This is a genomic window from Desulfovibrio sp. JC022 (assembly GCF_010470665.1).
Lineage (GTDB): Bacteria > Desulfobacterota > Desulfovibrionia > Desulfovibrionales > Desulfovibrionaceae > Maridesulfovibrio.
Genome location: NZ_VOPZ01000008.1, coordinates 44,766 through 65,070, shown reverse-complemented (window position 1 = coordinate 65,070; position 20,305 = coordinate 44,766). Strand labels below are relative to the sequence as shown.

General features: G+C 48.8%; 23 protein-coding genes. 8 read left to right on the top strand and 15 right to left on the bottom strand.

What is annotated here, in order from left to right; all coding sequences use genetic code 11:
* Positions 1-450: 450 nt before the first annotated feature.
* Positions 451-1,566, top strand: coding sequence for a ribosome small subunit-dependent GTPase A (rsgA, locus tag FMS18_RS14515; protein WP_163295397.1), 1,116 nt, complete (start codon positions 451-453; stop codon positions 1,564-1,566).
* Positions 1,567-1,792: 226 nt separating this feature from the next.
* Here rsgA and FMS18_RS14510 read toward each other — a convergent pair whose 3' ends face one another.
* Positions 1,793-2,233 (bottom strand): universal stress protein, encoded by a 441-nt coding sequence (locus FMS18_RS14510; RefSeq protein ID WP_163295396.1) that lies wholly within the window; start codon positions 2,231-2,233, stop codon positions 1,793-1,795.
* Between the two features lie 289 nt (positions 2,234-2,522).
* Between FMS18_RS14510 and FMS18_RS14505 the strand changes: the two genes are divergently transcribed.
* Positions 2,523-3,014 (top strand): hypothetical protein, encoded by a 492-nt coding sequence (locus FMS18_RS14505; protein ID WP_163295395.1) that lies wholly within the window; start codon positions 2,523-2,525, stop codon positions 3,012-3,014.
* Positions 3,015-3,269: 255 nt separating this feature from the next.
* Here the strand turns inward: FMS18_RS14505 and FMS18_RS21085 are convergent, their stop codons facing one another.
* From FMS18_RS21085 to FMS18_RS14465, 8 genes are all read right to left on the bottom strand, one after another.
* Positions 3,270-3,560 carry a type II toxin-antitoxin system RelE/ParE family toxin gene (locus FMS18_RS21085; RefSeq protein WP_368854176.1) on the bottom strand — a complete coding sequence of 97 codons (291 nt, stop codon included), beginning with the start codon at positions 3,558-3,560 and terminating at the stop codon, positions 3,270-3,272.
* Between the two features lie 19 nt (positions 3,561-3,579).
* Entirely contained in the window at positions 3,580-3,846 is a 267-nt protein-coding gene (locus FMS18_RS14495; RefSeq protein ID WP_163295394.1) for a type II toxin-antitoxin system ParD family antitoxin, read from the bottom strand.
* Between the two features lie 178 nt (positions 3,847-4,024).
* A complete protein-coding gene (dsrP, locus tag FMS18_RS14490) occupies positions 4,025-5,197 on the bottom strand; it encodes a sulfate reduction electron transfer complex DsrMKJOP subunit DsrP (protein ID WP_163295393.1) in 1,173 nt (390 codons plus the stop codon).
* A 14-nt stretch (positions 5,198-5,211) separates the two neighbouring features.
* Positions 5,212-5,991, bottom strand: a complete 780-nt coding sequence (gene dsrO / locus FMS18_RS14485) for a sulfate reduction electron transfer complex DsrMKJOP subunit DsrO (RefSeq protein ID WP_163295392.1) — start codon at positions 5,989-5,991, stop codon at positions 5,212-5,214.
* Positions 5,991-6,368 carry a sulfate reduction electron transfer complex DsrMKJOP subunit DsrJ gene (gene dsrJ / locus FMS18_RS14480; RefSeq protein WP_163295391.1) on the bottom strand — a complete coding sequence of 126 codons (378 nt, stop codon included), beginning with the start codon at positions 6,366-6,368 and terminating at the stop codon, positions 5,991-5,993. Before dsrJ ends, dsrO begins: the two co-directional genes overlap by 1 nt.
* Before the next feature lie 3 nt (positions 6,369-6,371).
* Positions 6,372-7,979 (bottom strand): sulfate reduction electron transfer complex DsrMKJOP subunit DsrK, encoded by a 1,608-nt coding sequence (gene dsrK / locus FMS18_RS14475; RefSeq protein ID WP_163295390.1) that lies wholly within the window; start codon positions 7,977-7,979, stop codon positions 6,372-6,374.
* 57 nt (positions 7,980-8,036) lie between these two features.
* Entirely contained in the window at positions 8,037-9,032 is a 996-nt protein-coding gene (dsrM, locus tag FMS18_RS14470; protein WP_163295389.1) for a sulfate reduction electron transfer complex DsrMKJOP subunit DsrM, read from the bottom strand.
* Positions 9,033-9,079: 47 nt separating this feature from the next.
* Positions 9,080-9,610, bottom strand: a complete 531-nt coding sequence (locus tag FMS18_RS14465; protein WP_163295388.1) for an RsbRD N-terminal domain-containing protein — start codon at positions 9,608-9,610, stop codon at positions 9,080-9,082.
* 378 nt (positions 9,611-9,988) lie between these two features.
* On the opposite strand from FMS18_RS14465, the gene sfsA reads away from it, so the two are divergent.
* Complete coding sequence (gene sfsA, locus FMS18_RS14460; RefSeq protein ID WP_163295387.1) at positions 9,989-10,708, top strand: DNA/RNA nuclease SfsA; 720 nt, start codon at positions 9,989-9,991, stop codon at positions 10,706-10,708.
* Between the two features lie 12 nt (positions 10,709-10,720).
* On the opposite strand, the gene FMS18_RS14455 is transcribed toward sfsA, so the two are convergent.
* From FMS18_RS14455 to FMS18_RS14430, 6 genes are all read right to left on the bottom strand, one after another.
* The gene (locus FMS18_RS14455) at positions 10,721-11,581 is read right to left on the bottom strand and encodes a transporter substrate-binding domain-containing protein (RefSeq protein WP_163295386.1); all 861 of its coding nucleotides are present in this window, start codon (positions 11,579-11,581) and stop codon (positions 10,721-10,723) included.
* A 366-nt stretch (positions 11,582-11,947) separates the two neighbouring features.
* On the bottom strand, positions 11,948-12,451 hold the full coding sequence (locus FMS18_RS14450; RefSeq protein ID WP_163295385.1) for an acyl-CoA thioesterase: 504 nt from the start codon (positions 12,449-12,451) through the stop codon (positions 11,948-11,950).
* Between the two features lie 81 nt (positions 12,452-12,532).
* On the bottom strand, positions 12,533-12,769 hold the full coding sequence (locus tag FMS18_RS14445; RefSeq protein ID WP_163295384.1) for a hypothetical protein: 237 nt from the start codon (positions 12,767-12,769) through the stop codon (positions 12,533-12,535).
* 256 nt (positions 12,770-13,025) lie between these two features.
* On the bottom strand, positions 13,026-14,189 hold the full coding sequence (locus FMS18_RS14440; RefSeq protein WP_163295383.1) for a hypothetical protein: 1,164 nt from the start codon (positions 14,187-14,189) through the stop codon (positions 13,026-13,028).
* Between the two features lie 65 nt (positions 14,190-14,254).
* Positions 14,255-15,343: a (Fe-S)-binding protein gene (locus FMS18_RS14435; RefSeq protein ID WP_163295382.1), complete on the bottom strand. Its 1,089-nt coding sequence runs from the start codon at positions 15,341-15,343 to the stop codon at positions 14,255-14,257.
* Between the two features lie 22 nt (positions 15,344-15,365).
* Positions 15,366-15,935 (bottom strand): hypothetical protein, encoded by a 570-nt coding sequence (locus tag FMS18_RS14430; protein ID WP_163295381.1) that lies wholly within the window; start codon positions 15,933-15,935, stop codon positions 15,366-15,368.
* A gap of 277 nt (positions 15,936-16,212) precedes the next feature.
* Between FMS18_RS14430 and ffh the strand changes: the two genes are divergently transcribed.
* The 5 genes from ffh (at position 16,213) to trmD (ending at position 20,303) form a co-directional block, all read left to right on the top strand.
* On the top strand, positions 16,213-17,739 hold the full coding sequence (gene ffh / locus FMS18_RS14425) for a signal recognition particle protein (RefSeq protein ID WP_163295380.1): 1,527 nt from the start codon (positions 16,213-16,215) through the stop codon (positions 17,737-17,739).
* A 73-nt stretch (positions 17,740-17,812) separates the two neighbouring features.
* A complete protein-coding gene (gene rpsP, locus FMS18_RS14420; protein WP_012765791.1) occupies positions 17,813-18,049 on the top strand; it encodes a 30S ribosomal protein S16 in 237 nt (78 codons plus the stop codon).
* Positions 18,050-18,127: 78 nt separating this feature from the next.
* The gene (locus tag FMS18_RS14415; protein ID WP_012765792.1) at positions 18,128-18,361 is read left to right on the top strand and encodes a KH domain-containing protein; all 234 of its coding nucleotides are present in this window, start codon (positions 18,128-18,130) and stop codon (positions 18,359-18,361) included.
* A 34-nt stretch (positions 18,362-18,395) separates the two neighbouring features.
* Positions 18,396-18,953: a ribosome maturation factor RimM gene (rimM, locus tag FMS18_RS14410; RefSeq protein ID WP_163295379.1), complete on the top strand. Its 558-nt coding sequence runs from the start codon at positions 18,396-18,398 to the stop codon at positions 18,951-18,953.
* A gap of 39 nt (positions 18,954-18,992) precedes the next feature.
* The gene (gene trmD, locus FMS18_RS14405; RefSeq protein WP_163295378.1) at positions 18,993-20,303 is read left to right on the top strand and encodes a tRNA (guanosine(37)-N1)-methyltransferase TrmD; all 1,311 of its coding nucleotides are present in this window, start codon (positions 18,993-18,995) and stop codon (positions 20,301-20,303) included.
* The last annotated feature ends 2 nt before the right edge of the window (positions 20,304-20,305 follow it).

The following is a 20,305-nucleotide window of genomic DNA, read 5'->3' as shown; positions in this document are numbered from 1 at the left end:
TTAATGCTGTTGACAAGGCATATTCATGGAAGTATGAATTTCCAAAATAAGTGATAATTCTTTTAAGGAGTTTTTATGTTGATGAGATCATTGGAGATTGTGCCGCACGTTGCCGACAACGGGTAATAAGCCGGTAGCAGGATGATCTGGTTCTGCCTTGCGCAGAACCCCCACTCCATCTGAGGAGCTTTTCTGTTTCCTTCTCGGCTTACGCCGTATCGGACCTCTATTCAGAGTTCCGCCTCTATTGCTGTTCCCAATTTTTGTCGGTGACATACCATTCGCTGTTATTCATGACCTGTATGTATCGTTCAGGTTGTCGGACTCTTGCATCCTTTGCGTGCGTCCGTAACCAGATACATAGATTTAAATGAACATTGCTTGATCTATGACGGTTTTGTTGTGTCTGAACTGTCATGGGTCAGGTTATTAATAAGATGGTAATACCAAATGAAAATTTTTTACGAATTAGCAGAATCTTTCTCAAGTGATACGAGCCTTAAAGCCTTGGGCTGGGCTGAGTTTTTTCAGGAAAATATAAGGGACACAGACGTTCCCGCTCGCGTTGTCAGCGTAAACAAGGACCTGTTTCTTTTGAATCAGGGTGGTAAGGATTTACAGGCCACCCTTTCCGGCAAAGTCCGTTACAATGCAGGTCTGCCGTGTTCAGGGGAATTGTTCCCTGTTACGGGAGACTGGGTGCTTATCCGGGACTCGGTCATCACGAGGGTTTTGCCGCGGCGTAATACCTTATCGCGCGGTGCTGCCGGGGGGCGCGGCAAGAATAATGACGCAGCAACCGAAGAGCAGATTATGGCTGCCAATCTTGATACTGTGCTCATTGTTTGCGGTCTGGATCGTGATTACAATGTCCGTCGTATCGAGCGTTATCTAACCTTAGTTTACAATTGCAATTTGACCCCCGCTATAGTCCTGACCAAGGCCGATTTGCATGAAGATCCACTAGGCTGCGTCGACGAGGTGGAGGGAGTTGCTTTCGGTGTTCCTGTACATCTCGTTTCTGCTGAGGATGAAAGTGGAGTTCTGGAGTTGGAGCAATATCTGTTACCGGGAAAGACCGTATCCATGATCGGGTCATCCGGTGCGGGTAAATCAACGCTTTTAAACAGGCTTTACGGCGAGTCCGTGCAGCAGACCGGGGCTATCAGCCAGAGCGTGGGGAAAGGGCGGCATACCACTACGGGACGTGATTTGATTCGTATGCCCCAAGGCGGGATGCTGATAGATAATCCGGGTATCCGTGAAATCGCCTTTTACACTGATGACGGCGGCATGGATAACGCTTTTGCTGATATAGAACAATTCGCGCGCTTCTGCCGTTTTTCGGATTGTGATCACCTTAACGATCCGGGATGCAATGTGTTGGAAGCTGTTGCAAGTGGAGAGCTTTCAGCTGAACGTCTTGAAAGTTATTATAAGATGAAACGTGAATTAGGTTATCTCTTGCAGCGGGAACATAAATCTGCTGACCGAGTGGAAAAAGAACGCTGGCGTGATGTTGCTCTGCATATAAAGAAGATGAAGAAGATTCGGAAAAAAGGTTAAGATCAGCCCTTTGTTCATGGTTGTCACACTTGAATAAATCACATTTATTCAAAAAAGAATAAAGTCAGCACCGCGTTCATGCTTGTAATATTTGAGTAAACCTAGTTTAGTCAGAAAATAAATAAAATTAGCCCCCCGTTCATGGCATGACGGGGGGCTTTTTGAGGTTAGTGAGGTCGACCTTCAGACCGGGGTGCTGGTCTTCAGGCCAGTTATGAGGTTATTCTTAGGAGGGTCTTACTGTCAGAACCGGACTCTTGGCGGACTTAACCACCTTTTCTGCTACAGAACCGAACAGGATGCGGTCAATTCCCGCACGCCCGTGGGTGCCCATGACGATCATGTCCGCGTTCTCGCTTTCGGCAATGGCGAGGATCTCCTCGGCTGCATAGCCGGTGACGACCTTGCCGTCGGCAGGTACGTCCTTGAAGTTTTCAGTGATGAAAGTTTCCATTGTTGAATCCGCACCGGTTACAATTTCACCGACAAAGTTTTCAATGGAGCTGGGCGGTACATGGAAACCCACGTACTGATCCAGCGATGGAGCCACGTAGAGGCAGATAATGTCAGCACCCAGTGTCTTGGCAAGGGTGCTTGCGTATTCTGCTACAACGGGGCTGTGATCCGAAAAGTCCACTGCACAGAGTATCTTCTTGATTTCAGCCATATCCATACCTCCGTAATTCAAGGGTTGTGCATGGAAAGAAAGTGCATTCTTAAAATTTCTTACTTCCAATATTATCCGATTATTGCCACCATGGACAAGCTTTTTCTTATACTTTATCCTGCAGGAGGAAAAAATGTCTCATTAAGGGCTGAGTTCCGGTGGATGTGGCATTATTTTCCGAGTACTTAAGAATTCTAAAGTTAGTTAAATCAGCCTATTGAGCGAAAGTCTAGACTTTGGCAAGGTCATTGCATAGTCTGATGTGAAACCAAAGGCTGAGGAGTAAAATATGAAGATAAGTCCTGAACAGATTGAAGCCTTAAAGCTGCAACAGCAGCAGGAAAACAAGGCAAAGAAGGTTGACGGGGCAGCGTTCGGCGAATTCCTGAATCAGGAAGTTCAGCAGGGCGGCGCGCAGCAAAGCGGCGCAGCTTCTGCACCGCCGGTGCCGGGTCTTCAGGCCATGAATCCCCTGTTGCAGGTGCAACAGGCCGCTCAGGTTCAGCAGACCTCTAAGGTCAGCGAGAATGAGTTTGTCGGCAAGGTGGAAGACCTTTTCGGAAAGCTTGAAAGTTACGCACAGCAGCTCGGTTCCTCCGGTGAGGGCGGACTGAAGCAGGCCTATTCGACTCTTGAAGGCATTCAAGGTGGAGTTGAGTCCCTCAAGAAGGATTGGCCCGGTGTACAAAGCGAGAATCCGGAACTCGGTTCCATCGTATCCGAACTGGAAACAGTGGCCGTGACCGAACAGATCAAATTTAACCGGGGAGACTACGTATAGTCGCTCATACGTAGTCTTCCCGCGTAAGAATTTTTCTTACGCGAGAAAGCCGCACATCTTTAGGCTGTGCGGCTTTTTATTTGATTAAACGGGTCTGTTCTTATACGTAAAGATCGATAACTGACGAGCTTGATTTTCGTTAACTGGCGTTGTTTTTTTATTTGTTTGTTGAGTCGGATAATGTTTGCTTGTTCACGGCTATTATGTTTGCCGATGATCAAAAAGAAGCCCCCTGCCTCGTAAGAAGCAAAGGCATTACTGATTATTCAGCTTTTCTGCGTAATTCTGCCCGCCGTAAAAGACACCCAAGATTGCAACCCGTTCTTCGAAAACAGCGTAAGCGATGCTCGTTCTCTTTTTATAATGGATTACCCTCAAATCTTTGCTGATGTCGTCTCGTTTATTACCACGAAAAGGTAATTTTTGAAGGCTTTCGCAGAAATCAATAATAGCATTTGTGAATTTTGCCGCAATTTCAGCAGATTCAACCTCAGAGATGTAGTGGTATATTTTTAGTATTTGATCTTCTGCTTCGGGAGCAAAAATAACATGGTAGGTTATTTCCTTATGAGTCTCCGACTTCCTGCATAATTTTAGCCTTGAGGTCTTTTGTGTTGATGCCCCGTGCGGGATCTGCCTTCATTGCATCGTAGGCTGGACCTACCTGTTCTTTGAGCCAGCTGTTTACTGCTTTGTCACGCGCAAGCAAGGCACGCAGTCCATCGCGGATGACTTCACTTTCAGTGGCGTATTCCCCGGATGCGACTTTGTCTTTGATAGCCTTAGCCATTTCCAAGGGCAGAGTTATGCTCATTTGTTTAGTTGATCTCATCTTTCGACTCCGTTTTTGTGTGTAGGATTAAATCCTACTCTTTAAAAACAAGCGGTGCAAATGTTTTTGCACTAAGCGGAGAATCCCTATTGAAAAGGCTTGATAGGGCCACCGGCCAAAAGAAGCCCCCTGCCTCGTGAGAAGCAGGGGGCTTTCAATTTCGGTAAACCGATACTGACTAGTCTTCGGTAGTCAGCTGGCCGGTTTCGCGCTTTACGTCTGTGGCAATCTTGTAAAGGAATGTCAGAGTAAGTGCGCCGAGTGCGTAAACCATGAAGGAAATCATGAGCTCTTTACCGGTGGGCCAGTAAACAGTGATTTCGTTGAAGGGGTTCGGTGTTTGACCACCGATCAGCAGACCGAGGCCCTTATCAATCCAGGTTGCAATAACGAGGATAGCGAGGGACCAGGGCAGCAGCTTCTGGTTGTAACGCAGTTTGGGCGGGATGAGCAACGCAAGGCTGATAATAGCGAAGGTTGCAGCTGTCCACATCCAGGGCACCAGTTCGTGGTGGCCGTGGCTGCCAGCGAAGAGGTATGCGATGGAGTGGATATGACCCGGCATATTGGAGTAGAATGCGGTGAACACTTCAAGCATGAAGAAGAAAACGTTCACGCACATTGCGTAAGTGATAATAGTTGTGAGTGTGCCGATTGCGCCTTTGCCCGGCTCGTATTTGGTGATCTTGCGAACAAGGAAAACCACGAGGAGCAGAATTGCAGGTCCGGAACAGAACGCAGAAGCCAGAAAACGGGCAGCCAGAATAGCGGTGAGCCAGTAATGGCGGCCGGGAAGGCCTGCGTACAGGAACGCGGTAACGGTGTGAATGGAGAACGCCCAAATAATGGAGGTATAAACCAGAGGCTTAACCCAATTGGGGTGAGACACACGCTGACGGTCACATTCAAGACAGGTCCAACCGATAACAACGTTCAGGATCAGGTAACCGTTAAGAACGATCATGTCCCAGAACAGGATAGAGTTAGGGGTCGGGTGGAATATAATGTTGAGCATGCGCTGAGGCTGTCCGATGTCTACGATAATGAAACCGAGACACATGACAACTGCTGCGATAGCCATGAATTCACCCATGATTACCATGCCTTTGAACTTCTTGTAATGATGGAAGTAGTAAGGCAGCACGATCATAACACCGGAGGCGGCGAGACCGACTAAGTAGGTAAACTGGGCAATATAAAAGCCCCAGGCAACATCGCGGCTGAGACCGGTGATGGTCAAGCCTTCCTGAAGCTGTCCAATGTATGTGCAGAAACCGGCACCGATGATGAGCAGCAGGAAACCAATCCAGGCCCAGTACTTCGGTCCGCCTTTTAGAGCTTTTTCGAGCATATCAAGCTTCCCCCCTAGATGATGTAGTAAACGCCCGGCTCGGTGCCTGCGGCAGGTTTCCTACGGATGGTGAAGTTCTCACGCAGAGCCTTTCTCACGTTGGAGTCAGGGTCTTGCAGATCGCCGAAAACAATAGCGCCACCGGATTTTTCCGCACATGCGGGCATTTCACCCACAGCCAGACGTTCAACGCAGAAGTTGCATTTTTCTACAACACCGCGCATGCGGGTGGGGAACTTCTTATTGATGTTGTCCATGTCCAGATGAGGTCTGGGGTCCATGAAGTTAAAACTACGTGAACCGTACGGACAAGCAGCCATGCAGTAACGGCAACCGATGCAGCGATGGTAATCCATTGCTACGATGCCGTCGGGGCGTACGAAAGTCGCCTTTGTGGGGCAGACACGTACACAGGAGGGATGCTCGCAGTGGTTACAGAGCAGGGGGAACCTGCGTTTTTCCTGCGCTTCGGAGGGGAAGTTGTTTTCCTGTTCGGGAAAGACTTCACCATAGGTTCCGCTCCACAGCCATTTGATGTCCTGATCGGAATCAATAGTGGGCACGTTATGGATGTGGTGGCAGGTTTCAGCCAGAGCTTCAATTGCTTCTTCAGTATTAAGCTTGCGGGTGTCAACGACCATTGCCCAGCGCTTAGCATGCTTGGTATTGGCGTTCACTTCATAATGGGCTCCACCGCTGGGTCCACCGGATGCCATGACAGCGGTGGGTGCGATGCAGAGTCCGGCAGCGGAAAGGCCTGCAAACTTAAGGAAGTTTCTTCTACTCTGTTTCATTATTTAGCCTCCTTGGGAGGTACGTGGCAATCCCAGCAGTAGGGAGTTACACTCGCATCAACGTGGCACTTGTCGCAGAACTGTTCCTTGCTGGTGTGGCACTGCATACAGGTGTTCTGAAGGCTGATGGTGTATTTATCGCCTTTAGCACTGATGTAAGTCCTTTTGCCTTCACGAAGAGCCATATCTCTCCACTCATCAAGAAGCTTCATGTGGTTCTCACGCATGTTCTGGGTGGGAGCAACACATACTTTAGCGTTCTTGGGCAGTTCAACCTTCGGCTCTTCATAGCTTCCGCCGATGTTGAACCAGAAAGGCATGGATACCAGGCCAAGGAAGATGACCAGTCCGGTTATAATTTTTCCACCGTAGTGCATGATTTAACCCTCCTTCCCGGGCAGAGGATTGAAGCGAAGGTCTGTTTCCCTTTCCTTTTCGCCGTTAAGAATGAGGGCGTTACCAACCAGTTCATGAACACCGCAGACGTCTACGCCGGGTGCCCAGTAGTTGGCCAGGGGAAGCAGGGTTGCACGGTCGATAGCGCAGATACAGGAAAGCATGTTTACATCGTGCTGTTCCTGAACTGATTTCAGTGCGTTACCACGGGGCAGCCCGCCGCGCATACGAATTTCCATGATCTCGTCTGTGTTCAGACCGGAACCACCTGCGCAGCAGAATGTTTGTTCACGGATGGTCTGTTCAGGCATTTCAAAGAAGTTCTTAACAACGTTCTTGATAACGTAACGAGGCTCGTCCATGAGACCCATGGCACGGGCGGGGTTACAGGAATCGTGGAAGGTTGCGCGGATATGGTCGTTTCTGCTGGGATCAAGCTTCAGCTTGTTGTGCTTGAGCAGGTCAGCGGTAAACTCGGTGATGTGAACCATCTTGGTCTGGCGTGCGTTTTCGAACACGGTACCGGTGATGGGGCTCTTGGGAACTTCGAGGAAGTTCGCGGGGCCGTTCATGGTATCCATGTACTGGTTGATTACACGCCACATGTGACCGCACTCACCGCCCAGAATCCATTTTGCGCCGAGGCGTTCAGCTTCAGCGTACATCTTGGCGTTCAACTTCTTCATCATGTCCGCAGATGTGAACAGACCGAAGTTACCGCCTTCAGATGCGTAGGTGGACAGGGTGTAGTCAAGACCGATGTGATCGAAGAGCATCAGGTAACCCATGAAGGTGTAGATGCCCGGATCCGCGAAAACGTCACCGGAAGGAGTGATGAAGATAACTTCATGACCCTTTTCGTTGATGGGAACGTTGATGCGTTTACCGGTAATTTCTTCGATATCGTCAACCATGAAGTCGACGATGTCTTTGAATGCGTGGGGCTGGATACCGAGGTGGTTACCTGTACGGTTACAGTTGGAAACCGGTTCGAGAATCCAGTTGATGTTCACACCGCAGAGGTGCAGCAGTTCACGCGCCATCATAGTGATTTCCGCTGTGTCGATACCGTAAGGGCAGAACAGGGAACAACGGCGGCACTCTGTGCACTGGTAGAAGTAAATGAACCATTCTTTGAGAACATCTTCGGTCATGACTCTGGACCCGGTCAGGGTGGAGAGAATCTTACCGGCCATGGTGAAGTCCTTGCGGTAAATGGAACGCATAAGTTCCGCACGCAGGACGGGCATGTTCTTGGGATCACCGGAACCGATGAAAAAGTGACACTTGTCTGCACAAGCACCACAACGAACACAGATGTCCATGAATACTTTCAGTGAACGGTATTTATCGAGTCTTTCCTTAAAACCTTCGTGGACAATGTCCTGCCAGTTTTCAGGAAGTTTCCAATCCACGTCAGCGGGATTCCACTCACGGGGGTTGGGCATACCTAAGTACTCGAGTTTTTCCGCTTTAGCGGGATAACACCAGTTACCCGGAGAGGTATCTACCGGGGTGTCCATCCACCCTGTGGACGGCGGTGTATAATTAATGCTTTTAAAAAGCTCATCAGCTTTTGGGAGGTCAGCCATGTCAACTCCTCATCAAAAGATATTTAAGGTCTGTCCGGCATAGGTCTTAAAAGACCTCTATGCCTTTTTGTCCACCGGGAGACCCGCTTCAATCATTGGCTCCCTGAACTCATCTTCATAAGCCTCATAGCTGTGGGGCTTGATGTTAGGATCGTTCCAGGGGTTCTCGTGATGGTTGATACGGGTATCGTTGGGCATGTTCCTTGTGGGAGACAGGAATACGCCGCCCGCATGCATCAGTTTGCTGAAGGGGAAGTACATCAGCAGCACGCAAACGAGGAAGAGGTGGATATAAAATACCACACTGATTCCTGCGGGAATGACGGGGCTGAAGGTTACAAGACCCATGCTCAGCTTCTTGATGGCAATGATATCCACGTGCGCGAAGTAGCGCATGTAGATGCCGGAAAGGGCTATGCCGATGATGAGAAGCAGCGGGAAGTAGTCGGTTACCAGAGAAATGTAACGCAGTTTGGGGTCCTGAAGTCTGCGGCTGAGCAGGAAGCCGAGGCCGGCAAGAATCAGGAGGTCTGACATGTACAGTCTGGGAACACCGATCTGCATAATACCGTCGAGCATCTCAACGAAAGCAATACATTCGGGAACCGGTTCGAAGAAGAGTCTCATGTGCCTGATCACGATGAGCAGGAATGAGTAGTGGAAGAGCAGAGAAAACAGCCACAAGAATTTTGATGAGGCGTAAGTTACTCTTCCGTCCCTGAGTTCTACTTTGGTGTTCCTGAAGAGGGAACGAAAGCAACAGATCTCAAGGATCATACGGATAAAAGTTTGACCCGGGGTCACGGGGTTGTCAAAGCGGTCATGCTGGATGAAATCCAGTGACTTCTGCTGTCCGCCCGTGGTCGGGATACGGAAAGGAACCGGGCTTTTGGCCCAGCCAATAATCCGGCTGGCAAAGCCTGCCAGAAATACGGCAACTGCTACATACGGTAACAGCGTGCCGAACAGTCCTGCCATGTGTGCGGAACCCACTCCGAAGAGTGCGATGAGCACCAGGGCAAAAACTAAAACGAGTGAGTACAAAGCGTTCATCTACCTTCACCTCGCTTATAACGTTTGGCTTCCGGGGAAGCCGGCCACTACACCTGTCCGGCCCCTTTGGCCGAAGCGTCCTCGATTTTGTTGACCCGCCGAAGGAGCATGTGATGAGATCTTTTGACCTCTTCAATTCTCATTTGCGCAATCAAATCCCTATTCTTGGTATAGATGTCGAACGCGATAAGTCCCAGATTATCAATCCGGGCCTCAAACGCGAGCAACTCATCAAGTTTACCTTCACTTTTCAGTTCCTCCATGAACTCGTCTCTCAGGAGTTTCTTAAAAAGGAAGACAAAGCTTAAAGCTTTAGATGGTGCAAAGTCCTGAACGGTCCTGATTTTGATCAGTTCCTCAAGGGACTTGGCAAGATCGTCGGCACTTTTCCATTCAAGGATCAGGTCAAAAAGTTCACCTGCGACCTTTTTGATGGTGACGCCGACAGGGTTTGTGAACCGATCTTTATTGGATCTCCATACATCCTGAGTTTCTTTAGGATATGAAGAAAGAATCAGTTCGTACCATTTTTCTGTCAGGTCTTCTTTTCTTTCCGACAATTTTTGTACAAGACTCATTTTAATACCTGTCTTTGTAAACAATAATAAATTTCAGGCCACTGCATCACTTTGGTGCAGGGTCCGGAAATTGAGAGCGGCTTTCAAACAAAGCCAAAAATGTGAATTCTGTCACACTGTGACTAACAGGACGATATTCCAGATACCTAGTGATTCGTCAAGGGGTTTTAGCCCTTAGTTCGGCTATCAGATGGCATGAAAATCATTGTCAAACCAAGCTTTATTGCAGCATATGAAAGTGCTGCTCCGCTGGTTGTGAAAGTTCAACCTTCCCCTTAACAGGAAGCAACCCTCTTTGATTCTTAGCTTTGTTGCCAGACAAATGTTAAGGCGGCCCGTCCCTGTAAAGCTATAATCACATACGGAAAGGAATGTAAAATGTCAGAACCGTTAATATTTTATCCGCAAGGATGCCGCAGGGCTATTTTCATACGCCGCTATAAACGTTTCACCGTAGAAGCCATGCTCGATGGTGAAGTTGTCGGTGTGCATACGAATAATACCGGTTCCATGCTCGGACTGCTGCGGGAAGGGCAGGAAATCTATATTTCTCCGGCTCAGAATCCTAAGCGCAAGCTTAAGTGGACTCTGGAAGCAGTCCTGCCGTTTGGTGAAATGATCGGAGTTAATACTTCCGTACCTAACAAGATGCTGCAAGCTGCGTTCGAGGCTGAGCAGCTCGCTGAAGCCGAGGGGTATACATCACTCAAGCGTGAGGCCAAAGTGGGCAGCAGCCGTCTCGATGGTCTTTTTACGGATGATGCCGGCAAGCTCCCCAGGTTATGGGTAGAGTGCAAAAACGTAACCCTTGTGGAAGACGAGGTGGCCTGTTTTCCCGATGCCCAGACCGAGCGCGGGCGCAAGCATCTCATGGAGCTGATGGATTTGGCGGCCAAAGGTGACCGGGTCGCGCTGTTCTTTTTTGTGCAGCGCAGTGATGGAAAATGTTTCGGGCCTGCTGATTTTATCGATCCCGAATACGCGGAGCTTTTTTACAAAGCCCTTGATGCCGGAGTTGAGTGCTGGGCCTATGAAGCTGCTCTAAGTGAACAAGGGATAGGGCTGGGACGCAGGATGCGGCTTGTTTCAAAGCCGTAGGCAGCTGCTAAGCTAGTTGGTACTGAACTTGTATTCACGACGCAGTTTGTAGTATTCTTCAATCAATTCTTCATCCAGCCAATAGGTATAATATGATGCAAATATATCCGTGGCATTGGTCTGTTCCAAAAGTTTATTGATTTTGCGAACCATGCTGTAGCCGAATTTGTTTTGAGGCGCGCCAAAGTATACCGGGGTGATCGGCGGCATGTCGGCTACTTTGCAAAATACGAGTTCTTTGTTCAAGCGAGCGTACTTAATTTCAACGGGAAATCCGAAAGCTGCGTCCACTCTTTTTCGCTTTAGCATTTTGAGAACGCCGAGATGATCCGATGATAGCCTGATCGTAAATGTCCGACCATAGTTGTATTTTTGTATTATCTTATCGATGACACCGGAGTATGAGCGGCCCGAGCTTATGCCTATGCGGAATCTCTTTGATTTGCAGAGGGCTTCAAGGTCTATTGTGCCGTCCTTGAGCAGGAATGGAGAGTACTTCTTTTTGTCAGTCCGGTTGAATATAATTCCATTGGAAAAGACAAAATAGCTTGGACGTGATGTGTAGCGTACAAACTTTTCTCTTGCCGTGGTCTTGAAGAGCGGCGTGATTATACCATGGGTTCCTTTTTTGAGTTCTTCAAGTATGCGGCCATAGTTGGCTGTTTTGAACGAGGAGGCATTCATGGAGAGATGTTCAGATACATACTCGATTATGCGGTTATCGATACCGAATTTTTTGTCCGCCCCTTTAGTGATGGCGTATGGCGGGAAGTCGGGCTGGAACCATATTGTCGGTTCCGCCAAAACAGCAGTGTTGCCGAACGCGATAAAGAGGATGAAAAATATGAATTGCAGATAGTGTCTGTTTGGCATTTACTTTGTTGCTTTTAGTGAGTCTGGTGAATGTCTTCTTCAATCGTACTTTATAATGGCATAATTTGCATAATGTTTTTGTCTTGTAAGCAGAATAAGCGTGGAAAGCCCCCTCATGCGAACGTTCACATGAGGGGGCTTTCCGGCCTTTACGGTGTTGAAAAAGGGCGAGGCGTCCGGCCGGGACCGGGTTAATCCCGGTCGGACGCCCTAGGAGCAGGATGCCGAAATTTTTAGCCGGGAGGGTGGAGCTCCCGGCCAGAAACCAGACTCGGAGTAGCTTGCAATCTGCTGGTAGATGCAATCAGTACGGATTCGGCTGACTTCGGACGTAATCCGTGCTGTTCGAGCTGTGTATGATGAGATTTATTCTCTGCTCCCGTTCTGCGCTGCTGAAGCGGTTTCCCGCATTTTTTCTTCCTTGCGCATAGCCCGTCTTTCCGTGGCTTCCCTGTTGCGCCTATGGTCCACACCGGTCTCAAGGATCAGGGATGGAACCGGGGAAGGTTTACCGTTTTCCCCCATGGCGACAAAGGTAAGATAGGCAGAGTTGGTGTGCCTTATCTCGCCGGTTAAAAGATTTTCCGCTTCAACCCGGACCCCGATTTCCATGGAGGTCCTGCCGACCATATTAACGTTGGCATGCAGGTTGATAAGCTCTCCTACATAAGCGGGTCGCAGGAAGTTCATGCGGTCAATGGAAGCTGTAACCACCGGCTTGCGCGCATGGCGCATGGCACAAGTGGCAGCGACCAGATCCAATTGCTTCAGCAGAACTCCGCCGTGCAGGTTTCCGGCAGGGTTGGTGTCCTGCGGTAAGACCCGGTAGGTCATTAAGGTTCTGCTCTTGCTGATCTTTTTTGCTTTCATAATGGCAACCCTGATCTTTGGTTTTGATCGAATATATTGTGTAATACGTTTTGTTTACTTTTTGTATTACGAAGATAAAATCTATTTGATTTTACCATACTCGACTCTGGCTTCCCATATCATTTTAGCAATTCTCTTTCCCAAATCCAGTTGCCTTGTCTTGATCAGGGCTTCCGCTGCATCACGGTTGCCTTCTTGTTTCAGCAAAGTGGCAGATTCAAGGTCTCTGAGGTAGTTCTCAAATTCCCTTATCAGTTTGGAAAGATTCAGAGTTTCCAGTTCAAGGGGAACTCTCACGGATTTAACTTTTCTGCTCATTTTGCCTGTTTTACCTGTTGTGTTTGAAATGGATCTTACTGTTTAAAAGACAAATGTCAATACATTTGTATTACAAAATGAAATTAAATAAATAGTGAGTTCTACTTGGTTAAGAGTCGAAATTGAAATTTAATTTATATCGATTAGAAATACAATTGTAATACGTTTGTAGGTCAAAAGAATATCGTAAAGTAATAATTAAATAAAAAAAGCAGTTAAAGATTGGGAGAGCGGGAGTGAAGGTTGTTTTTAGTTGCTACTCAAATCTGAAGGATTGTACTTCCGGGCTGCTGGCAGTGATAAAAGCCGGGAAAAGAACCAGCGCGCACGCAGGGTGATAGAATAGCGGAGAGAAGAATCCACAGAGAACAATGGTCGTGAGTAGTCCTGCCAGCATGTTTGAGGGAAACCGTCTGTAGAAAGCAGTTCCCGCTGCGGCGGCAAGGCAGGGGCCGGCAAGTCCCCAGGCGCTGAGCAGATGCAGCCAGAAGGGCAGAATATGAAACATGTATATGCCTGAGCCGGTCCATACGTGCTGCTGTCCGTGCCAGATGGTCCACAATGAAGCCGGAACATTAAGGGGCAAGGGTACGGAAAGAGAGAAGCCGCTGAGCAGCAGTTCCGGGTTATTTGTAAACAGTTCCAGTATGGAGAACCACAGCCAGTAGGAAGGAAGGTCCTGCCTGTTCATAAAGGTCATTTCCTGCACTTGTAGAGAGAGGTAGCTGAAAAAGAGCATGCAGAGAATCAATAGAAATTTCTTCAGGCCGCCTTTGGGGCCGGAGATAAGCAGGATCAGCACAGCGGTTAAGGCAATGTCCCGGCCGAGAGAGCAGAATATCCCGGCCAGAATCAGCAGTCGGGGAAACGTACTCTTTTCGGAATTGTGCAGGGTGGCGCATAGCCCAACCAGAAGGATTGGGCCTGTAATGCTTGATATGCCTGAAAGGGATGGCATTGCCGGCTCGTGAAGCAGGAAAAAGCGCAGCCCGAATTCAGCGCAGATGAGCAGGGCCAGCCAGCTGGCCCAGAAGGAAATTTGTCTGGGCTTCGGCGGAGGGAATAGGTTCAGCCAAAGGACGGTTACCAGCAAGAAAAGCAGGGGCTTTGCTTCCATGAGCAGTGGTAGTTGGTCAAGCAGTGGACGGGTTAATCCGGTAAAGCACTGGAATGAAATCCAGGTGATGAGCAGGGCTGGTATTCCGGCCTTGAACCAGATTGGGGCAACACTGTCATCGTCACCGCGAAGAATTTCGAGGAGCAGACCCAGTACAGCCAGTCCGGTGGCAAGAATCACTGCCAGATTGTCGGGAACTCCGTATCCGCTGAGGCTGAAAGCTGCCATGGTTAAAGGCAGTCCCAGACTGAACAGGGCAAGAGGGAAATCTGAGGCCGTAAAGGTGGTATTGTCTGAACTCATTAGCAATTGTGTTACATGGATATGTTCAGGATTAGAAGGTCCGGAGTTAAAAAAACGTTTGATTGTCATCGCCTGCTGAATCTGACGATTAAACGGTTGAGGTAATTGAAAGGAAAAACAACAGGCTTCGGTATTCTTTTGCGCTTAACCAGCAGCAGGTCCAGCACATGGGCGGTCGGATACTTGAAGCCAAGAAAATTAACGCATCCCGCGCAATAGGTAACCATGGGCACCCCTGTTCTCTGGGCTTCGGTTATTCTTTTGCGTGACCAGTATTTGGCGTAGGCTTTTCTGTAAAAATGAGTTGCTCCGCCCTCGCCGCAGCAAAGGGTTTTTTTACGGTTGTGACGCATTTCTACAACCCTGATTCCGAGAGACTTAAGCAGGGTGCGCACATGTTTGTGCATTTCTGTTTCATCACGGATCACACAGGGGTCATGAACAGTGACCTCTTTTAAGTTCGGCCTGACCGGGATGAACTTCGAAAAGCGCAGCCTTTTATATATAGAAATGATTTCCAGCTTGGAATTGAATTCCTTGAATGTCACGTGGCAGTTGGGGCAGGCTGTCAGGATTTTTTTTATTCCTTTGCGTTCCAATCTGTTGATGAGTCCGGCAAGAGCTTCTTCGTGCCTGCTTTTACGGCCCAGCATTTTGGATGGTTTGGAGCAGCAGTTCAGGATCAATCCCATAGCGGGATCTTCGCGTTTAAGAATTTTATAGGTGATTCTGGTGGCGTCCGGGTGCATGGCCGGGAGGGTGCACCCCGGAAAAAAAACGGTTGTGCAGTTATCAGGAATAAATTCGCCCTTGAACGGGAAGCGTTGGCCGAGCCGTTCATAGTTGAGAAGCGGTTCGTATTTGTCCAGGCGGAAAATGGCATTGGTCTGGGCGTGGTTGCGCAGTTCCTTGAACATTCGGTCCGGTTCTGCTGCCACCGGGCAGATAGCCGAACATAGTCCGCAGGTGGAACAGGCGTATGAGCGAATCGCAACGCTGTCCGCATCTTCATCAGATGAAAGTGCCCGCAGGGCAATTGAAACGGGTGAGCCGCTTTCTGCTAGAAAACGGCACTTCGTCATACATTTACCGCAATCAATGCATTCGTCAGCTGTGTGCTGTAGTTCTTTTTTTAATTGCTTTGATACTGGCATAGGCGTTTATGAAGACTCCGGCCTATAGTAGTTGGCAACCCCAGATTTTGACTCTCTTGTTGACGTATTCAGTGCATTTTCCTTTGATGCGCACTTTTACGCCCGGCTTGAGGTTGCTGACCACCGGAATCTGATCTTCGGTAAAATGACAGATTACTTCGGCGGTAAAGTTGGAAATTCCCTTGAGTCCTACGTGCAGGTCGCCGAATCCTTTAGTGGAAACATCTACTATTTCGCCGGAAACTTCAATTACTTCATTCTGATACTTGCCGCTGGCCATGGTGTTGTTCTCCACAAAATCGATGTAGAGTTTGTATGAACCGACATGCAGTTTGGACTGGCTCAGCTTGACTTCGTTTGCTATGCGCGCGTGCCATGCTCCTAATGTTTCTTTTTTGTGCGGAGCTACATTCTGGTGGGCGGTGGGGCCGAGTTTGACGTTTTTTTGCAGGTCGACCCGATTGTTCAACTGTCCTGTGGAATCGTAAATGTCAGCTACTACTCTTCCTTCATTTGAAATATATATTTTTGATCTTAATCTTCCCATGGGGTCAACAAGATGAAATTCTTCTGCCTTGACGATGTTGGGCATTTCTTTTCTCCCTGCGCTGTATAAATAAAGTTATGTAAGAATATACAATTAAACGGTTCATTGCTGAAAAAAGCAAGGAATATTGCAAGTAATTTTTTCCGGGTGTACGATAAGTGTTTGTGATTTTCCAAAAAGTTGATATGAGTCTTCTCTTGACTTGGGAAAATAAAAGCTTTAACAGACAATCCCTTTCTTTACGCAACCAGCATCAATCGAGGAAAGGTGGAGCTTTTGAGATTTTTGCGCGTAAAAATGCTTAGCCGGCGGAGTAAGAGAATTGTTCGACAGCCTATCAGATAGACTTTCCGAAGCCTTTAAGAATTTCAAGGGGCAGGGACGGCTGGATGAGAAAAACATCCAGGCCGGAATGCGTGAAGTGCGCCTTGCTCTTCTCGAAGCAGACGTTAACTACAAGGTCGTTAAAGATTTTGTGGAGAAGGTAAAGGAGCGTGCTCTCGGGCAGGAGGTCCAGAAATCACTTTCTCCCGGTCAGCAGGTAATCAAGGTCGTTAACGAGGAGCTTACCGAGCTGCTCGGTGGCGAACAGGAAGGGTTGCAGCTCACCAAGGGCAAACTTTCCAAGATCATGATGGTCGGCCTTCAGGGTTCCGGTAAGACCACTTCTTCAGCCAAGATAGCCTTATATCTGCGGCGCAAGAAGTTCAAACCCTACCTTGTCCCTGCCGACGTCTACCGTCCCGCTGCAATTGATCAGCTTCATGTGCTGGCCAAGCAGCTGGATATGCCGGCTTACCCGTCCACAACGGAAATGAACCCCGTGGACATCTGCCGTGACGCTATGGTCAAGGCGGAAGAAGCCGGATGTGATGTTCTGCTTTTCGATACAGCCGGACGACTGCATATTGACGAACCCCTGATGGATGAGCTTGCCTCCATCAAGGAAGAATGCACTCCGGATGAAATCCTTTTCGTGGCAGACGCAATGACAGGGCAGGACGCTGTCAATGTTGCTTCCACTTTTGACGACAAACTTGATGTTACCGGTGTAGTCCTTACCAAGATGGATGGTGATGCCCGAGGCGGTGCGGCGCTCTCCATCAAATCCGTCACCGGTAAGTCCGTTAAGTTTGTTGGTGTGGGTGAAAAGCTTTCTGAGCTTGAACTCTTCTACCCGGACAGGGCCGCTTCAAGAATTCTCGGTATGGGGGATGTACTTTCCCTGATCGAGAAAGCCCAGTCTGTGATGGATGAGGGAGAGGCTGAAAAGCTGACTGAAAAGTTTCGCAAGGCCGAATTCGACCTTGAGGATTTTCGCACCCAGATGCGCAGAATGAAGAAGATCGGTTCCATGGGTTCGATCATGAAAATGATCCCCGGACTCGGCGGGCTTACTAAACAGCTCGGCGATATGGAGATTCCGGATAAGGAACTGAACAGGATAGAAGCCATCATCTCGTCCATGACCATGGAAGAGCGCAGGCGGCCCAAGCTTATTAATCCCAGCCGTAGGCAGAGGATTGCAAAAGGGTCCGGCGTGAAGCTCGAAGAGGTCAATCAGATGCTCAAGAATTTTGAGCAGATGAGCAAGATGATGAAGAAAATGATGGGCGGCAAAGGCGGAAAGGGCAAAATGCCCAAGATGCCGAATCTGCCCGGAATGCCCGGACTTGGCGGCGGCGCAGGAATGCCGGGAATGCCCGGTATGGAAGGATTGGAAGGCATGGAAGGCATGGAAGGAATGGGCGGAATGGCCCAGCCTTCAAAGGCCAAAAGCAAAAAGACCCTTCAGGCCCGCAAAAAGAAAAAGCTTAAAAAGCAGGCTCGCAAGAAAAAGAAGAAATAGTTTTTTTGTGGGCATTTGCTTGCAATTTATTAACGAACCACTTAATTTAAGATTATATGGGGGAAAGTAGACAATGGCTATTAAACTCAGATTGACCCGTATGGGCTCCAAAAAGCGCCCTTTTTACAGAATCGTAGCAATTAACAGCGAAACCAGACGTGACGGTCGTCCTTTGGACTTCTGCGGTTATTACAACCCCATGGTTGAGCCTGTTGAAGTGAAAATTGACAAGGAAAAAGTAGAGAAGTGGCTTGAGAGAGGCGCAGAGCCTAGCGACACTGTTAAATCTCTCCTCAAAGCAAATTCCTAGGGTTCGTATCTCACCAGGTTCGAATTCTTCTTCACTACTCACGGTACACACTCGAAATCAGAAGCGGAGGTTGTTGGCATGTTGAAGGATTTAGTAGAGTACATCGCGAAATCGCTTGTTGACAATCCGGATGAAGTAGTTGTCACCGAAATCGAAGGGGAGCAGACTTCCGTAATCGAACTCAAGGTCGCTAAAGAAGATCTTGGTAAGGTTATCGGCAAGCAGGGCCGCACCGCGCGTGCCATGAGAACCCTGCTCGGTGCTGCATCAACCAAGGTGAGAAAACGCTCTGTTCTGGAAATTCTGGAATAAGAGTCCTCGAACCTGACCATACCTACAGGCTGCTATGGAAATGCTCGTAGTCGCCGAGGTGGTCAAACCACATGGTCTCAGGGGGGAAGTTTGCATTGAATCTCATGCGGACTCCCCTTTTCTGTTCGACGAGGTTCCCTGTCTTTATCTGGCAAAGAAAGGACAGAAGCCCCGGCGTTTTGTTGTGCGCTCTTCACGAAAGCACAAAGGGCGCATGCTGATTACTTTTAAGGGTATTGAAGGTCGTGATGAGGCGGAAAGCCTGCGCGGCATGGAAATACTCGTGCGTGAAGCGGATCTTCCCGAAGTCGGGGATGATGAAGTCTACATGCACGATCTTGAAGGTATGAGCGTCGAGCTTGAAGACGGGACTGTGGTTGGCACCATTTCGGATTTTATTCTTGCCCCGGGGCAGGAAACTTGGGTGATTTCTTCTTCAGAGGGTAAGGAAATCCTTTTCCCTGCTGTGGAGGAATTTGTTTTGTCTGTTGATCTGGACGCGGAAAAAGTTGTTGTGGCTCCCCCTGAAGGGTTGCTCGACATCTATCTCGTCGAGAGCAGTCAGAAAGATAACGGGAAGAAAAAGAAATAGGGCAGAGTGCCGCTTTTTTAAATTCCAAGGCTGGACATAGTGAAATTTAATCTGGTTACACTCTTTCCGGAGTTCTTTGATTCCCCGCTGTCTCACGGGCTCATGGGTAAAGGCGTTGAAAAGGGCATAGTCTCTTTCAATAAAGTCGATCCCCGCGAGTTTACAACAGACCGCCATAAATCCGTTGATGACCGTCCCTACGGAGGCGGGCCGGGCATGGTCATGTTTATTGACCCTATTGCCAAGGCTCTCGATTCCGTAGGTATACGTCCTTCAAAGGAAGGTGGCTGCCCCAAAGGTAAAAGGCTGATCATGCTTTCGCCCAAGGGTAAACCTCTGACTCAAAAGCTGGCTGTGGAACTTTCCAAAGAAGAGGAGCTGACTCTCGTCTGTGGAAGGTACGAAGGAATCGATGCCCGCTTTGAAGATATTTTTCCCGTTGAAACGGTCTCCGTAGGGGATTTCGTGCTTAACGGGGGTGAAGCCGGGGCCATGTGCCTTGTTGAAGCTGTAGCACGCCTGCTGCCGGATTTTATGGGCCATTCCGATTCCGGCACTGAGGAGAGCTTTTCTTCCGGTCTTCTGGAGTATCCGCACTACACCCGTCCCCCGGAATTTGAGGGGCAGGCCGTGCCGGAAATTCTCTCTTCAGGGAATCACGCCCTGATCGAAGAATGGCGGAGAAAAAAGTCTCTGGACGAGACCTTGGAAGGGCGTCCGGAGCTTTTAGCTGAAGCAGAAGGGCTAAAAAAAGATGATGTGCGTTATTTGCGCACAATACCCCGAAAACGTTTGGGAAAAAATCTTTATATGGCTCTGGTGCACTATCCGGTGCTAAATAAATTTGGAGAAAAGGCCGCCGTTTCTTTGACAAACCTCGATATTCACGATATGTCCCGCGTTTCCCGCTCGTATTCACTTAGTGGATTTTTTGCGGTGACTCCCATCGAGGATCAGAAGAAACTGGCCGAAAGGATTATTTCTCACTGGACCTCGGGACCGGGCAGCAAGTTCAACCCGGACAGAGCCGCAGCTTTTTCCAAGGTAGGTGTGAAAGATTCCCTGCAAGATGTGGTGGAGCATATTGAGTCGGGAACGGGTAAGAAGCCGATACTGGTGACCACCAGCGCACGGGGCGCGGGCAGTACGACCATGAACAATGTTCGTGAAATGCTGCAAGAAAATCCCGTCCTGCTTGTCTTCGGTACCGGTCACGGGTTGGCTCCCGAAATTCTGGACATGGCAGAAGGCAGCTTACGGCCTATCAGGTTCATGGACGGATACAACCATTTATCAGTAAGAAGTGCGGTGGCGATCACGGTTGACAGGCTATTGGGAGACGCCTGGTAGAG

Coding starts and splice junctions, on each gene's coding strand:
- rsgA (WP_163295397.1), top strand. CDS start 451: ATGAAAATTTTTTACGAATTAGCAGAATCTTTCTCAAGTGATACGAGC.
- FMS18_RS14510 (WP_163295396.1), bottom strand. CDS start 2,233: ATGGCTGAAATCAAGAAGATACTCTGTGCAGTGGACTTTTCGGATCAC.
- FMS18_RS14505 (WP_163295395.1), top strand. CDS start 2,523: ATGAAGATAAGTCCTGAACAGATTGAAGCCTTAAAGCTGCAACAGCAG.
- FMS18_RS14495 (WP_163295394.1), bottom strand. CDS start 3,846: ATGAGATCAACTAAACAAATGAGCATAACTCTGCCCTTGGAAATGGCT.
- dsrP (WP_163295393.1), bottom strand. CDS start 5,197: ATGCTCGAAAAAGCTCTAAAAGGCGGACCGAAGTACTGGGCCTGGATT.
- dsrO (WP_163295392.1), bottom strand. CDS start 5,991: ATGAAACAGAGTAGAAGAAACTTCCTTAAGTTTGCAGGCCTTTCCGCT.
- dsrJ (WP_163295391.1), bottom strand. CDS start 6,368: ATGCACTACGGTGGAAAAATTATAACCGGACTGGTCATCTTCCTTGGC.
- dsrK (WP_163295390.1), bottom strand. CDS start 7,979: ATGGCTGACCTCCCAAAAGCTGATGAGCTTTTTAAAAGCATTAATTAT.
- dsrM (WP_163295389.1), bottom strand. CDS start 9,032: ATGAACGCTTTGTACTCACTCGTTTTAGTTTTTGCCCTGGTGCTCATC.
- FMS18_RS14465 (WP_163295388.1), bottom strand. CDS start 9,610: ATGAGTCTTGTACAAAAATTGTCGGAAAGAAAAGAAGACCTGACAGAA.
- sfsA (WP_163295387.1), top strand. CDS start 9,989: ATGTCAGAACCGTTAATATTTTATCCGCAAGGATGCCGCAGGGCTATT.
- FMS18_RS14455 (WP_163295386.1), bottom strand. CDS start 11,581: ATGCCAAACAGACACTATCTGCAATTCATATTTTTCATCCTCTTTATC.
- FMS18_RS14450 (WP_163295385.1), bottom strand. CDS start 12,451: ATGAAAGCAAAAAAGATCAGCAAGAGCAGAACCTTAATGACCTACCGG.
- FMS18_RS14445 (WP_163295384.1), bottom strand. CDS start 12,769: ATGAGCAGAAAAGTTAAATCCGTGAGAGTTCCCCTTGAACTGGAAACT.
- FMS18_RS14440 (WP_163295383.1), bottom strand. CDS start 14,189: ATGAGTTCAGACAATACCACCTTTACGGCCTCAGATTTCCCTCTTGCC.
- FMS18_RS14435 (WP_163295382.1), bottom strand. CDS start 15,343: ATGCCAGTATCAAAGCAATTAAAAAAAGAACTACAGCACACAGCTGAC.
- FMS18_RS14430 (WP_163295381.1), bottom strand. CDS start 15,935: ATGCCCAACATCGTCAAGGCAGAAGAATTTCATCTTGTTGACCCCATG.
- rpsP (WP_012765791.1), top strand. CDS start 17,813: ATGGCTATTAAACTCAGATTGACCCGTATGGGCTCCAAAAAGCGCCCT.
- FMS18_RS14415 (WP_012765792.1), top strand. CDS start 18,128: ATGTTGAAGGATTTAGTAGAGTACATCGCGAAATCGCTTGTTGACAAT.
- rimM (WP_163295379.1), top strand. CDS start 18,396: ATGGAAATGCTCGTAGTCGCCGAGGTGGTCAAACCACATGGTCTCAGG.